This is a genomic window from Bradyrhizobium frederickii (assembly GCF_004570865.1).
GTDB classification, from domain to species: Bacteria; Pseudomonadota; Alphaproteobacteria; order Rhizobiales; family Xanthobacteraceae; genus Bradyrhizobium; species Bradyrhizobium frederickii.
In genome coordinates, this window is record NZ_SPQS01000019.1 from 83,568 (window position 1) to 96,678 (window position 13,111).

Sequence of the window (13,111 nt, forward strand, 5' to 3'; positions counted from 1 at the left end):
TCGGCCGGGCAATTGTCATTGGAGTATAAGCGTCGATGGTGCAGCAGCTTCGGTCATCGCGGAATGCGTTGCGGCTGGGAGGGGGAATCGCGCTGGCATTGTCGGTAGTGCTCGCCTCGGTCTCGCCGGTGAAGGCCCAGTCACTGACCGACCGCTTCAAGAGCCTGTTCGGCGGCAACTCCGACGAGCCGGCCCAGCCCAAGCCACCGCCTGCGCCCGGCCAGCCGGCCGAAGACGAGCTCGATTGCCCGCAGGTCACGGTGCGTGCGGGTGCCTCGACCTACGCAGTTGGCGCCGCCGGCAAGCCGGCCGCCGGCAACGAGGTTCGCTTCCAGGCCTCGATCACCAAGATGGCGCGCGAATGTGTCCGTAGCAGCGCCGGCATCACAGCCCGGATTGGCATCCAAGGCCGCGTGATCGCCGGTCCCGCCGGTGCGCCTGCTTCCGTCGAAGTGCCCCTGCGCTTCGCCGTCGTGGAGGGCGGCGTCGGCGAGAAGGTGATCGCCTCGAAGGCCTACCGGACCACGGTCGACATGACCCCGGGGGGCAGCGTGCCCTTTACGTTCGTTATCGAGGATATGACCTATCCGGTGCCGGCACCCGCGGTCGCCGATAACTACATTTTCTATGTCGGCTTCGATCCGCAGGCGCTCTCGCCCGAGCCGAAGGGGCGGAAGAAGAAGTAGGCGAGGTGTTGCGGCAATCTCAGCTGTCATTGCCCGCGAAGGCGGGCAATCCAGTATTCCGGAGGCCGCGGTGCTTGAACCGAGAAGCCTCGGCGTACTGGATCGCCCGCCTTCGCGGGCGATGACACCCAGTTTGCGGCTCCAGATCGACCAACAAAAAAGCCGGCGCTCATCGCGCCGGCTTTTTGATTGGTGAGGCAAGACCCTCAGTTCAGCTTCTGCCTGACTTCGCTGATGCCCTTGGCCAGCAGATCGTCGGCGACCTGACCCTTGACCGACTGCGACAGGATCGTCGAGGCGGCCTGGACGGCGGCTTCCGCGGCTGCGGCGCGGACGTCGGCCAGCGCCTGGGCCTCGGCGAGCGCGATCTTGCTCTCCGCGGTCTTGGTCCGGCGGGCGACGAAGTCTTCCATCTTCGCCTTGGCCTCAGTCGCGATGCGCTCGGCTTCGCTTCTGGCGTTGGCGATGATCTCGGCGGCCTCGCGTTCGGCCGAGGCGGTGCGCGCCTTGTAGTCGGCAAGCACCTTTGCGGCTTCCTGCTTGAGGCGCTGGGCGTCGTCGAGCTCGGCCTTGATGCGGGCGGCACGATGATCGAGCGCGGTCATCGCCGTCTTGAAGACCCCGAGATAGCCGAACACGACCATCAGGATCACGAAGGCGACGGCGACCCAAAATTCAGGTTCGAAGAACATTTCGACTAACCTTTCAGGGACGCATCGACCGCGGCATTGACCGACGCGGCGTCGGGAACGACGCCGGTCAGCTGCTGCACGATCTGGCCGGCCGCATCGGCCGCGATGCCGCGGACATTGCTCATGGCGGCGGCGCGGGTCGAGGCGATGGTCTTCTCCGCCCCGGCGAGCTTGGCCGCCAATTGCTCTTCCAGCGCCTTGCGCTCGGCTTCGGCCTGCGCATTCGCCTTGTCGCGGGATTCGTTGCCGATCGCCTGCGCCCGCGAGCGCGCCGCAGCGAGCTCGTTTTCGTAGGCCTTCAGCGCCGCCTCGGACTGATCCTTCAGCTTCTGCGCCTCGGCGAGGTCACCCTCGATCTTGTTCTGACGCGCCTCGATCGCACCGCCGATGCGCGGCAGAGCGAGCTTGGACACGATCACGTAAAGCAGGACGAAGAAGATCGCGAGCGACACCAGCTGTGAAGCGTAGGTGCTGCTCTCGAACGGCGGAAAGCCGCCACCGTGGTGACCACCGTCAGCCGCGGTATGAGCGCCCGCCGCCGGACCTTTTGCGCCGCCATGACTCTCAGCCATGGAGTTCTCCTGTTGCTGTCACACGCGCCGTCCCAGGGATTGGAACGGCGCGAAAAACGTCGTCCTCAGAGCGGAACGAACAGCAGCAACAGTGCGATCAGCAGCGAGAAGATGCCGAGCGCTTCGGTCACGGCGAAGCCGAAGATCAGGTTGCCGAACTGGCCCTGAGCGGCCGACGGGTTGCGGACGGCTGCGGCGAGGTAGTTGCCGAAGATCACGCCCACGCCGACGCCCGCACCGCCCATGCCGATGCACGCGATGCCCGCGCCGATAAGTTTTGCTGCTGCCGGATCCATTTTAGACTCCTTGGAAGAAAGATTGGGTTGTGGGTGGAAATTCCCCGGACCGTTCAGTGTCCCGGATGAATGGCGTCGTTGAGGTAGATGCAGGTCAGGATCGCGAACACGTAGGCCTGCAGGAACGCGACCAGGATTTCCAGCGAGGTCAGCGCGACCGTGAGCGCCAGCGGCAGCACGCCGCCGACCCAGCCGAGGGCGCCGAGCGAGAAGCCGAGCATGGCGACGAAGCCCGCGAAGACCTTCAGCGCGATGTGGCCGGCCAGCATGTTGGCGAAGAGACGGACGCTGTGGGAGACCGGCCGCAGGAAGAACGACAGGATCTCGATGAACATGACCAGCGGCAGGATGTAGATGGGGACGCCGTGGGGAACGAAAATCTTGAAGAACTTCAGGCCGTTCTTGTAGAGGCCGTAGATCAGGACCGTGAAGAAGACCAGCAGTGCGAGCGCTGCGGTGACGATCAGGTGGCTCGACACCGTGAAGGTGTAGGGGATGATGCCGACCAGGTTCGAGACGCAGATGAACATGAACAGCGAGAAGATCAGCGGGAAGAACTTCATGCCTTCCGTGCCGGCCGTCGAACGGATGGTCGAGGCGACGAATTCGTAGGAGATCTCGGCGACCGACTGCAGGCGCCCGGGAATCAGCTGCGTGCCGCTGGCGAGCATCAGGAGCGAGATGATCGCCACCGCCACCAGCATATAGAGCGACGAATTGGTGAAGGCGATCGTGTGATTGCCGATATGGCCCAGGGTGAAGAGAGGCTCGATGTTGAACTGGTGGATCGGATCGATTTTCATCAGCGCGGCATCTCTTGTCTGCCGGGCAATGCCGGCGGGTCTCGGTCTGCCGGCCGGGCCGGCCCGTACCGGCAAGGCCGGCACGATCACTCTTCTGGTGCGGATCGGCTAAGATCCACCGCGCCTATTCTGACCCGCGCCTGCCGTTCTCACCACATTCACTACGCCGGCGACGAAGCCCAGCAACAGGAACACGATAAACCCGAAAGGCGAGGTCGACAGCAAGCGGTCGAAACCCCAGCCAATTCCCCCTCCGACAGCGACGCCGGCGATCAACTCCGAGGATAGTCGGAAACCAAGCGCCATCGCCGAGGCTCTGGCCGCTCCGTCTCCACCGTCACCTGCGGGTTGCTCGGTCTTGATCCGGCGGTCGCGAAGTTCGGACAACCTGTGATCAAGACTTCCGAGCCGTTCGGAAAGCGCAGCTTCCTCGGACGATCTATCGCGATCCCCATTCTCGCCGTGCCCCGTGCCCTGTGTCATGCAACGAAGACCCGAAACGCCGCGGCTGAATGGAAATTACGCCCGCCACCCTCAAAAGCCGCGCGGACCATACTGATGGCCTATAATCAAGTCAAGCCAAGTCACGATTGCGTCGCTTTCGGTTATGTAACTGATTTATTTGACAATATTGGCGTGAACGGCAGCGCTGCACACAGCGTGACGCCGCACCGCAGCAGCTCGCCGCATGATCGGCGGATGCGGCCGCCCTTTCGCCGCGCTGCCGGGATCGAAGACGCCGCCGCGATCGTTGATGTCGGTGTGCGTTTTGGGCGGCGGATCACCTCGCCGGGGTGTAGAATTTGCCAGATTACCACCTGCACGCCGTGGCGGAGAGCGCGATGAGACCAGCAACGTCATCCACAACATCCTGGCTTGCGGCGGCGGCGTTTGCCGCGGCGATGGCGATCGGCGGTGATCTTGTGGCTGCGCAATCCGCGCCCGACGGCGAAAACGGCCGCTACAGCATGACGCCCATCCCCGAGGGCGTGCTGCGGCTCGACACCCGCACCGGCACGGTCTCGACCTGCACCAAGAACGGCGCCGGCTGGGCCTGCTATGCGGTGCCCGACGAACGGACCGCGCTCGACGCCGAGATCGGCAGGCTCCAGGCCGAGGTCGAGAAGCTGAAGGGGCAGCTCGCGGCGGGGCCGACGGTGTCGGGCAAGGTCGACGAGGCGCTGCCGAAATCCGACCCGCTGAAGAAAGCCGAGCCCAGGAGCGCCGAGGGCGAGCGCAAGATCGAGATCCCGCTGCCGAGCGAGCAGGACGTCGATCGCGTGATGTCGTTTCTGGAAAAGGCCTGGCGGCGGCTGATCGACATGGCCAACCGCGTGCAAAAGGATGTGTCGGGAAGGATTTGAGGACCCCTACGCGCTATCCACGCGTTGAAGCTCTCGTAGGGTGGGCAAAGGCGTTCTTACGCCGTGCCCACCATGTTTCCACGATGAAAGCGCCGTAGGGTGGGCAAAGGCGCAAAGCGCCGTGCCCACCATCTTGATATTGTCGCACGGATTGGTGGGCACGCTTCGCTTTGCCCACCTACGGCGGCTTTCCGAGTTGAGAGACCTTCCATGACATCAGGCAAATCCGTCACACGCTCGGCGCCATCGACGGTGCAAGCCACCACCATCTCATCCTCACTGCTGGCGGTGCAGACATCGGGCCATGGCTTCACCGATCTCACCAGCGAAGCTGCCAAATTCATCGACGAGGTTCGCGCGCGCGACGGTGCCTTGACGCTGTTCATCCGCCATACCTCGGCCTCGCTGACGATCCAGGAGAACGCCGACCCTTCCGTGCTCGTCGACCTCGCCACGGCGCTGTCCCGGCTCGCGCCGGAGAATGCCGGGTGGACCCACGACACCGAAGGACCGGACGACATGCCGGCCCACGTCAAGACGATGCTGACCGGGAGCTCGCTGCAGGTCCCGGTTCTGAACGGCAGGCTCGCGCTCGGCACCTGGCAGGCGATCTATCTGATCGAGCATCGCAAGCGCCCGCACCGGCGCGAGGTGGTGCTGCAATTCGTCGGCAGCAATCAGTAGAGCGCTTTCGAGCCAGGCGGGCGCCGGTTCGCGCCAAGAAAGCGCGTCAAAGCAAAGAACTGACATAAACAAAACCGGCCGCGGAGACCGCGGCCGGTTGGTGTCGGTTGAGATCGGTTCGATCAGGTGCCCTTGATGTCGACGTCCTTGGTCTCGGGCAGGAAGAAGAAGCCGATCACGACGGTAATCGAGGCGAAGATGATCGGGTACCAGAGGCCGGCATAGATGTCGCCGGTCGAGGCCACGATGGCAAAGGCGGTCGCCGGCAACAGGCCGCCGAACCAGCCGTTACCAATGTGGTAGGGCAGCGACATCGAGGTGTAGCGGATGCGGGTCGGGAACAGTTCGACCAGCATCGCCGCGATCGGGCCGTACACCATGGTCACGTAGACCACGAGCACGAACAACAGGCCGATGATCGCCGCCACCTGCGGACGGAAGATGTCGAGCGGATGCGCCATCTTCACGATGCCGGCATCGCCGGTCTTCGGATAGCCGGCCGCCTGCACCGCGGCGAGGACTGCCGGGTTGCTGTCCTTGGCGTTGGTGTAGGCGATTTCCTTGCCGTTGACCGTCACCTTCACGCCCGAGCCGGCCGCGCCTGCCGTGGTCGTGTACTTGACCGACGACTGCGACAGGAACGCACGTGCGGTGTCGCAAGGTGCGCTGAAGACGCGGGTGCCGACCGGGTTGAACAGGTCGCCGCAGCCCGCGGGATCGGCCACCACCTCGACCTTGGTCTGCGCGATGGCCTTTTCCAGCGCCGGGTTGGCGTTGGTGGTGATCATCTTGAAGATCGGGAAGAAGGTCAGTGCCGCGATCAGGCAGCCGCCGAGGATGATCGGCTTGCGGCCGATCTTGTCGGACAGCATGCCGAACACGATGAAGAAGCCGGTGCCCAGCAGCAGCGACCAGGCGATCAGCAGGTTGGCGGTGTAGCCGTCCACCTTCAGGATCGATTGCAGGAAGAACAGCGCGTAGAACTGGCCGGTGTACCAGACCACGCCCTGGCCCATCACGCCGCCAAGCAGCGCGAGCAGCACGAGCTTGCCGTTCTGCCAGTTGCCGAAGGCTTCGGTCAGCGGCGCTTTCGAGCTCTTTCCCTCGTCCTTCATCTTCTGGAAAATCGGGGATTCATTGAGGCGGAGCCGGATCCAGACCGAGATGCCGAGCAGCAGCACCGAGACCAGGAACGGAATGCGCCAGCCCCAGGCGGCGAAGTCCGGTTCGCCGAGGGCGCTGCGGGTGAACAGAATCACCAGCAGCGACAGGAACAGGCCGAGCGTCGCGGTGGTCTGAATGAAGGAGGTGTAATAGCCGCGCTTGCCGTTCGGAGCGTGCTCCGCGACATAGGTCGCCGCGCCGCCATACTCACCGCCGAGGGCCAGGCCCTGGGCGAGGCGCAGCGCGATCAGGATGATCGGAGCCGCGATGCCGATGGTCGCCGCGTTCGGCAACAGGCCGACGATGAAGGTCGACAGACCCATGATCAGGATGGTGACGAGGAAGGTGTATTTGCGGCCGACGATGTCGCCGATGCGGCCGAACACGATCGCGCCGAACGGACGCACCAGGAAGCCGGCTGCGAACGCAAGCAGCGCGAAGATGTCGCGGGTTGCCGGCGGATAGGCCGAGAAGAACTGCGCGCCGATGATGCTGGCCAGCGAGCCGTAGAGGTAAAAATCGTACCACTCGAAAACGGTACCGAGCGAGGAAGCGAGAATGACGAACCGTTCGTCCTTCGTCATCCCTCCTGCGCCTGCTTGAGATACAGCCATTGTCGACATGTTGAGTCGCTCCCCGAAACGTGTTTCCTCGCGTCCCCAGATGTCCGGACATGCCGGATCAATCCAGGTCTTGCCCGTAAGGTAACATCGGCGTGAAACCCGCCCCAATACGACTTTCGGCCTTGCGCACTGACCTGCAGCTGACGTGCGGTATCGGGCGCCGGTGCGCAAATCCCGGGGGATGCGGATTAACCCCTTTGCAGCAAAGGGATAATGTCCACTTGCATGCCACGGCCGCTCGGGGAAGAATTGCCACGCCCGGGATCGGTGCGCCGGCCTGCGAACGACAGCAAGAGAACGATGAACGCTCCATCGACCCATCTCGTCATCGCCGATGACCATCCCCTGTTCCGCGACGCGCTGCGGCAGGCGGTGGCCGGCGTCCTGACCTCGGCCAGAATCGACGAGGCCGGATCGTTCGAGGATCTGACCAAGCTCCTGGAACAGACCTCGGATGTCGACCTGATCCTGCTCGATCTCTCGATGCCCGGGATCTCAGGCTTTTCCGGCCTGATCTATCTGCGCGCGCAATATCCGGCGATCCCGGTGGTGATCGTCTCGGCGTCCGACGACAGTGCCACGATCCGCCGCTCGCTCGATTTCGGCGCCTCCGGCTTCATCCCGAAGCGGTTCGGCGTCGAGACCTTGCGCGATGCCATCCTCAAGGTGATGGAGGGCGACGTCTGGGTTCCCGCCGACACCGACCTGTCCGCGGCCAGCGACCCCGACATGACGCGCCTGCGCGACCGCCTGGTGACACTGACCCCGCAGCAGGTCCGGGTCCTGATGATGCTGTCGGAGGGGCTCCTCAACAAGCAGATCGCCTACGAGCTCGGGGTCTCCGAGGCCACCATCAAGGCGCATGTCTCGGCGATCCTGCAAAAGCTCGGCGTCGAAAGCCGCACCCAGGCGGTGATCGCGGCCGCCAAGATCGCCGGCGGCCAGTGGAAGCAGGGCACCCCGGCGGGATAGGCACTTCCGCCGCCGGCTCGCGCCCCGAGCGGCGAAGGTGGGCCTGCTGGGTTTCGTCAGGAAGGCGGCTTCACTCCGCCGCCACCATCTGCTGCGTGCGCCACTGGCCGAGCAGGGCGCGGAGCGAGGCCGGCTTGACCGGCTTGTTGAGCACCGCGACCTTTTCGTCGCGGGCGGCGATCTGCACGGCGGGGCTGCGGTCGGCCGTGATCAGGATCGCGGGGATGCCGTCGCCGAAACGGCGGCGGATCTCGCGGATCGCGGCGATGCCGTTGCCGCGATCGAGATGATAGTCGACCAAAAGGCCGGTGACGCGGCGGCCGGCGGTTTCGATCGCGGCGATCGCGCCTTCGGGATCGGCGACCGCGATCACCTCGGCGTCCCACGCCTTCAGCAGCGTACGCATGCCGTCGAGGATCGCCGCGTCGTTCTCGATGCAGACGATCAGCGCGCCCGAGATCGGCGTGCGCGCCAGCGGCGTCGCGCTGGTCACGGCCGCGGTGTGGGTGATCGCCTTCGCCGTCGGCACCGTCACGGAGAACACCGAGCCGCCGCTTGCGGTCCCGTCGATGGCGATGCCGTGCTTGAGCACCCGCGCCAGCCGTTCGACGATCGAGAGCCCGAGGCCGAGGCCGCGCGCGATGCGCGCCCCCTGCTCCAGGCGATGAAATTCCTTGAAGATCTCGCCGCGCTTGATCGGCGGGATGCCGACCCCGGTGTCGTAGACGCAGATCTTGAGCGAAGGGCCCTGGCGGCGACAGCCGACCAGCACACGGCCGCGCGGGGTGTATTTGATGGCGTTCGAGATCAGGTTCTGCAGCAGGCGCCGCAGCAGGAGCCGATCCGATTCGACCGGCAGCGAGCAGGGCACGAAGACGAGCTCGAGGCCCTTGGCGCGCGCGATCGGTGCGAACTCGATCTCCAGCGAGCGCATCAGATCGGCCATCTTGAAGCTCGAGATCGAGGTCGTCATCGCGCCGGCGTCCAGCCGCGAGATGTCCAGCAGCGCGCCGAGGATCTCTTCGATCGCCTGCAGCGATTCGTCGATGTTCTCGACCAGCCGGGTCTCCTCGCCGCTGTGCTGGCGCTCGACCAGGCTCGTGACATAGAGCCGGGCCGCGTTGAGCGGCTGGAGAATGTCGTGGCTGGCGGCGGCGAGGAACCGGGTCTTGGAGATGCTGGCGTCTTCCGCCGCGCTCTTGGCCAGGGCGAGCTCGGAATTCAGCCGCGTCAGCTCCTCGGTGCGGTCGCGCACGCGCTTTTCCAGCGTCGCGTTGGCGCGCTCCAGCGCTTCGGCCGCCTCGAAGCTGGGCGTGACGTCGGTGAAGGTGATGACGAAGCCGCCGCCTGGCATGCGGTTGGTGAGCACCTCGATCACCATGTGGCGTTCCGGCAGGCGTTCGAGATAGGGCTCGCTGTCGGTGGTGTAGGCCGCGAGCCGCTGCTCGATCATCGCCTCGCTGTCGGCCTGACGGTCCGGACCGCCCACGTCCATGAATTCCAGGATCTCGCGCAGGGGCGTGCCGAACTGGACGATGTGCGGGGGCACATTGAGGAGATCGCCGAACTGCCGGTTGGAGCAGATCAGCTGCAGGTCGGCATCGAACACCGCGATGCCCTGGCGGACGTGGTTGAGCGCGGTCTGCAGGATCTCGCGGTTGAAATGCAGCGCCGCGTGGGAATCGTCGAGCAGCTTCAGCGCGGCCTTGGCCGAAACCGTCCGCTTGCGCAGCAGCAGCGACATCACGAGACGGGAGGAGGCGGCGCCAATCGAGGAGGCGATCAGGTGCTCGGCGTGCTGCAACAGCTCGAAATCGGCTGGCGCTCCGGACTCCAGTCGCAGATTGCGCCGCGCGGAGAACGCCTCGAAGGAATGCCGCGCACGGTCGGGTCCGAGATATTGCGCCACCGTGGTCTGGATGTCCTGCACGGTGACGGTGGTGCGCCAGCGCCGGAAACTGGGCGAGATCGGCGCAAGCGTATCGGGCACGAACAGATCGGCCTGCAACAGCTCGATGGACGAGGGCCTTCGCGCCAGCGACAGCAGCACATAGGTCAGGATGTTGAGCGACAGCGACCAGATGACGCCGTGCATCAGCGGCGGCAGGTCGGAGCCGAACAGCGCCCGCGGCCGCAGTGCCTCGATGCCGAACGGGCCGTGCTGGAGCAACAGGATGCCCGATGTCGAGGAATCCATGAAGCTCGGCATGAACAGCGTGTAGAGCCACACCGCGAAGCCGACCAGCATGCCGCCGATCGCGCCGCGCGCGGTGGCGCGCCGCCACAACAATCCGCCGAAGAAGCTCGGTGCAAGCTGGGCGATGGCGGCAAAGGAGAGCAGGCCGATCGCCGCGAGCTGGGTATTGCCCAGCGCGCGGTAATAGAAATAGGCCATCACCATGATGGCGAAGATCGCGAGCCGCCGCGAGCGCAGCAGGAAGTTGCTGAAATCGGCGCCGCCGGTGCGCCCCTCAGGCCGCCGCTGCAGCACCAGGGGCACCACGAGGTCGTTCGAGACCATGATGGAGAGCGCGACGCATTCCACGATCACCATCGCGGTCGCCGCGGACAGGCCGCCGACGAACACAACGACGCTGAGCAGATCCGCACCTCCCTCCATCGGCAACGCCAGCACGTACATGTCGGGTTCGGCCGTGCCGAATGGGAAGGTGACGAGGCCGGCGAGCGCGATCGGGATCACGAACAGATTGATGGCGACGAGGTAGAGCGGGAACAGCCAGCGCGCGCGGCCGACCTCGGCGTCGGAGGAGTTCTCGACCACACTGACGTGGAACTGGCGCGGCAGCAGCATGATCGCGCAGAGCGACAGCAGCGTCATGGTGAGGAAGTTGCCGATCGACGGCGAGTAGTTGATGGCGCGCACCGCCTCCGGCGTCTTCATGGCGCGCTCGATCAGCTCCTGCGGCGAGAACATCCAGAAGGTGACGAAGATGCCGGCGGCGAGGAAGGCGACCAGCTTGATGATGGATTCGGTCGCGACCGCCAGCATCAGGCCGTGCTGGTGCTCGGTGGCGTCGGTCTGCCGGGTGCCGAACAGCACGGCGAAGGCCGCCATCGCCAGCGTCACCATCAGCGCGACGTCGCCGACGATCGGAATGTGGGAGAAGGCCTGGTCCTCGCTCAGGATCGTCTCCAGCGAGGAGGCGACCGCCTTGAGCTGAAGCGCGATGTAGGGCACCGAGCCGATGATCGCGATTCCGGCGACGGTGGCCGCCACCGCCTGGCTCTTGCCGTAGCGGGCCCCGATGAAGTCGGCGATCGAGGTGATATTGTGGGCTTTCGCCAGTTGGATCACGCGGCGCAGGACGCCGACGCCGAGCCCGATCATCAGGATCGGGCCGACATAGATGGCGAGGAAGTCGGTCGAGGTGCGGGTGGCGAAGCCGACCGAGCCGAAGAAGGTCCAGGAGGTGCAATAGATCGCCAGCGACAGCGGATAGATCAGCCCGGGGGTGCGGCCGCGCCCGGCCGGCGAACGGCGGTCGCCATGGCTCGCCACCAGAAACAGAAAGCCGATATAGCCGAAGGCCGCGGCGATCACGCCCCAGTCGTGCAGCATGGCGAGCACGCTTCTCCCTGGGCGCCGGTGGCGCCCGAGCTCATTTTCCCTGCAAATCTAGCGCGTTGGACGGGGCGAGGCGACAGCGAAATGCCGGGCTGGGGCGGGAACTGGGGTTGTCGTTAAGGGTCCGGAGCGAGCTGCCAGTCTCCCTCGCCCCGCTTGCGGGGAGAGGTGGGGTGAGGAGGGCTCTCCGCGGGGACGGTGGCAGTTGGACTCGCGGAGAGTCCCCCTCACCGGATCGCATCTGACGATGCGATCCGGCCTCTCCCCGCAAGCGGGGAGAGGCGAAAGAACAGCCTACTCCGCCGCCAGCGACTTGGCGCGCAGCGGCAGGCCGAGGCGGTCCCACACTTGCACCAGGGCTTCGGCGAGCTGATCGATCAGGCCGTCGTCGTGATAGGGCGAGGGCGTGATGCGCAGCCGTTCGCTGCCCTTGGCGACCGTCGGATAGTTGATCGGCTGGATGTAGATGCCGTGCTCCTCGAGCAGGAGATCGGACGCCTGCTTGCACTTCTCGGGATCGCCGACGAACAGCGGCACGATGTGGGTGTCGCTCGACATCACAGGCAGCCCGGCGGCGTTGAGGATCGCCTTGACGCGGGCGGCGCGATCCTGGTGGCGCTCGCGCTCCCAGTTCGAGGTCTTCAGATGCTTGATCGCGGCGGTCGCGGCCGAGCAGATCGCCGGCGGCAGCGCGGTGGTGAAGATGAAGCCCGGCGCATAGGAGCGCACGGCATCGATGATCTGGCCGCTAGCGGCGATGTAGCCACCGAGGCAGCCGAACGCCTTGGCGAGGGTGCCTTCGAGAACGTCGATGCGGTGCATGACGCCGTCACGCTCGGCGATGCCGCCGCCGCGCGAGCCGTACATGCCGACGGCGTGGACCTCGTCGACATAGGTCATCGCACCGTATTTCTCGGCGAGATCGCAGATCTTGGCGAGCGGGGCGACGTCGCCGTCCATGGAATAGAGGCTTTCGCAGACGATCAGCTTCGGGCGGTGCGGGTCGGCCGCTTTAAGCAGCTCCTCGAGATGCGCCACATCGTTGTGGCGGAACACGACCCGCTCGCAGCCCGACTGGCGGATGCCCTCGATCATCGAATTGTGGTTGAGCTCGTCCGACAGAATGAGACAGTTCGGAATGAGCTTTGCGATGGTCGGAATGCCGGTCTGGTTCGAGACATAGCCCGAGGTGAACAGCAGCGCGGCTTCCTTGCCGTGGAGATCGGCAAGCTCGGCCTCGAGCTGGACCAGCGGATGATGCGTGCCGGCGATGTTGCGAGTGCCGCCGGCCCCGGTGCCGACGCGCGTCGCGGTCTCGACCATGGCGCCGACCACCTTCGGGTGCTGGCCCATGCCGAGATAGTCGTTGGAGCACCAGATCACGACGTCGCGCTTGCCCTTGGGCGAGTGCCAGACCGCGTGCGGGAACCGGCCGGCCGTGCGCTCGAGGTCCGCGAATACGCGGTAGCGCCGCTCGGCGTGGAGACGATCGAGGGCGGAATCGAAGAACTGGTTGTAATCCATCGGCAAGACCTGCAACGGAACCCGGCCACGGCGGCCGCTCATTTTTAGAGCTTTTCCAGCTCCAATGTCTATGCGCCAGCACACATTTGGTGCGAGCTGCGCGGGTATATTGATAGCGTCGTCTCGCAGGCGATAGTTGATGTGG

Annotated in this window: 13 protein-coding genes; 5 read left to right on the forward strand and 8 right to left on the reverse strand. The window is 65.3% G+C overall.

Features of this window, described 5'->3' with window-relative positions:
- Positions 1–35 precede the first annotated feature (35 nt).
- Complete coding sequence (locus E4K64_RS28400) at positions 36–686, forward strand: hypothetical protein (protein WP_135166434.1); 651 nt, start codon at positions 36–38, stop codon at positions 684–686.
- A 206-nt stretch (positions 687–892) separates the two neighbouring features.
- Here the strand turns inward: E4K64_RS28400 and E4K64_RS28405 are convergent, their stop codons facing one another.
- The 5 genes from E4K64_RS28405 to E4K64_RS28425 form a co-directional block, all read right to left on the reverse strand.
- On the reverse strand, positions 893–1,378 hold the full coding sequence (locus E4K64_RS28405; protein ID WP_135166435.1) for a F0F1 ATP synthase subunit B family protein: 486 nt from the start codon (positions 1,376–1,378) through the stop codon (positions 893–895).
- A 5-nt stretch (positions 1,379–1,383) separates the two neighbouring features.
- Positions 1,384–1,950, reverse strand: a complete 567-nt coding sequence (locus tag E4K64_RS28410; protein WP_135166436.1) for a F0F1 ATP synthase subunit B — start codon at positions 1,948–1,950, stop codon at positions 1,384–1,386.
- Between the two features lie 65 nt (positions 1,951–2,015).
- A complete protein-coding gene (locus tag E4K64_RS28415; RefSeq protein WP_007599451.1) occupies positions 2,016–2,246 on the reverse strand; it encodes a F0F1 ATP synthase subunit C in 231 nt (76 codons plus the stop codon).
- A 53-nt stretch (positions 2,247–2,299) separates the two neighbouring features.
- Entirely contained in the window at positions 2,300–3,049 is a 750-nt protein-coding gene (locus tag E4K64_RS28420; protein ID WP_135166437.1) for a F0F1 ATP synthase subunit A, read from the reverse strand.
- Between the two features lie 108 nt (positions 3,050–3,157).
- On the reverse strand, positions 3,158–3,532 hold the full coding sequence (locus E4K64_RS28425) for an AtpZ/AtpI family protein (RefSeq protein ID WP_135166438.1): 375 nt from the start codon (positions 3,530–3,532) through the stop codon (positions 3,158–3,160).
- Between E4K64_RS28425 and E4K64_RS28430 the strand changes: the two genes are divergently transcribed.
- From E4K64_RS28430 to E4K64_RS28440, 3 genes are all read left to right on the forward strand, one after another.
- Positions 3,440–3,895, forward strand: coding sequence for a hypothetical protein (locus E4K64_RS28430; protein WP_167772301.1), 456 nt, complete (start codon positions 3,440–3,442; stop codon positions 3,893–3,895). The two genes, E4K64_RS28425 and E4K64_RS28430, sit on opposite strands and share 93 nt — an antisense overlap.
- Positions 3,892–4,413 (forward strand): hypothetical protein, encoded by a 522-nt coding sequence (locus E4K64_RS28435; protein WP_135166439.1) that lies wholly within the window; start codon positions 3,892–3,894, stop codon positions 4,411–4,413. Before E4K64_RS28430 ends, E4K64_RS28435 begins: the two co-directional genes overlap by 4 nt.
- A gap of 210 nt (positions 4,414–4,623) precedes the next feature.
- On the forward strand, positions 4,624–5,097 hold the full coding sequence (locus E4K64_RS28440) for a secondary thiamine-phosphate synthase enzyme YjbQ (RefSeq protein ID WP_164719019.1): 474 nt from the start codon (positions 4,624–4,626) through the stop codon (positions 5,095–5,097).
- 122 nt (positions 5,098–5,219) lie between these two features.
- Here the strand turns inward: E4K64_RS28440 and E4K64_RS28445 are convergent, their stop codons facing one another.
- Positions 5,220–6,845 carry an MFS transporter gene (locus E4K64_RS28445; RefSeq protein WP_209311996.1) on the reverse strand — a complete coding sequence of 542 codons (1,626 nt, stop codon included), beginning with the start codon at positions 6,843–6,845 and terminating at the stop codon, positions 5,220–5,222.
- A gap of 339 nt (positions 6,846–7,184) precedes the next feature.
- Here E4K64_RS28445 and E4K64_RS28450 point away from each other — a divergent pair, with 339 nt between their 5' ends.
- A complete protein-coding gene (locus tag E4K64_RS28450) occupies positions 7,185–7,856 on the forward strand; it encodes a response regulator (RefSeq protein ID WP_135166441.1) in 672 nt (223 codons plus the stop codon).
- Between the two features lie 70 nt (positions 7,857–7,926).
- Here E4K64_RS28450 and E4K64_RS28455 read toward each other — a convergent pair whose 3' ends face one another.
- Complete coding sequence (locus E4K64_RS28455; protein WP_135166502.1) at positions 7,927–11,436, reverse strand: PAS domain-containing hybrid sensor histidine kinase/response regulator; 3,510 nt, start codon at positions 11,434–11,436, stop codon at positions 7,927–7,929.
- Between the two features lie 300 nt (positions 11,437–11,736).
- On the reverse strand, positions 11,737–12,966 hold the full coding sequence (gene hemA, locus E4K64_RS28460; protein ID WP_135166503.1) for a 5-aminolevulinate synthase: 1,230 nt from the start codon (positions 12,964–12,966) through the stop codon (positions 11,737–11,739).
- Positions 12,967–13,111 lie beyond the last annotated feature (145 nt).

Excerpts from the sequence above, each read along its gene's own strand:
- E4K64_RS28420 (WP_135166437.1), bottom strand. The coding sequence starts at position 3,049 with ATGAAAATCGATCCGATCCACCAGTTCAACATCGAGCCTCTCTTCACC.
- E4K64_RS28400 (WP_135166434.1), top strand. The coding sequence starts at position 36 with ATGGTGCAGCAGCTTCGGTCATCGCGGAATGCGTTGCGGCTGGGAGGG.
- E4K64_RS28445 (WP_209311996.1), bottom strand. The coding sequence starts at position 6,845 with ATGACGAAGGACGAACGGTTCGTCATTCTCGCTTCCTCGCTCGGTACC.
- E4K64_RS28415 (WP_007599451.1), bottom strand. The coding sequence starts at position 2,246 with ATGGATCCGGCAGCAGCAAAACTTATCGGCGCGGGCATCGCGTGCATC.
- E4K64_RS28425 (WP_135166438.1), bottom strand. The coding sequence starts at position 3,532 with ATGACACAGGGCACGGGGCACGGCGAGAATGGGGATCGCGATAGATCG.
- E4K64_RS28410 (WP_135166436.1), bottom strand. The coding sequence starts at position 1,950 with ATGGCTGAGAGTCATGGCGGCGCAAAAGGTCCGGCGGCGGGCGCTCAT.
- hemA (WP_135166503.1), bottom strand. The coding sequence starts at position 12,966 with ATGGATTACAACCAGTTCTTCGATTCCGCCCTCGATCGTCTCCACGCC.
- E4K64_RS28440 (WP_164719019.1), top strand. The coding sequence starts at position 4,624 with ATGACATCAGGCAAATCCGTCACACGCTCGGCGCCATCGACGGTGCAA.
- E4K64_RS28435 (WP_135166439.1), top strand. The coding sequence starts at position 3,892 with ATGAGACCAGCAACGTCATCCACAACATCCTGGCTTGCGGCGGCGGCG.
- E4K64_RS28450 (WP_135166441.1), top strand. The coding sequence starts at position 7,185 with ATGAACGCTCCATCGACCCATCTCGTCATCGCCGATGACCATCCCCTG.
- E4K64_RS28405 (WP_135166435.1), bottom strand. The coding sequence starts at position 1,378 with ATGTTCTTCGAACCTGAATTTTGGGTCGCCGTCGCCTTCGTGATCCTG.
- E4K64_RS28455 (WP_135166502.1), bottom strand. The coding sequence starts at position 11,436 with ATGCTGCACGACTGGGGCGTGATCGCCGCGGCCTTCGGCTATATCGGC.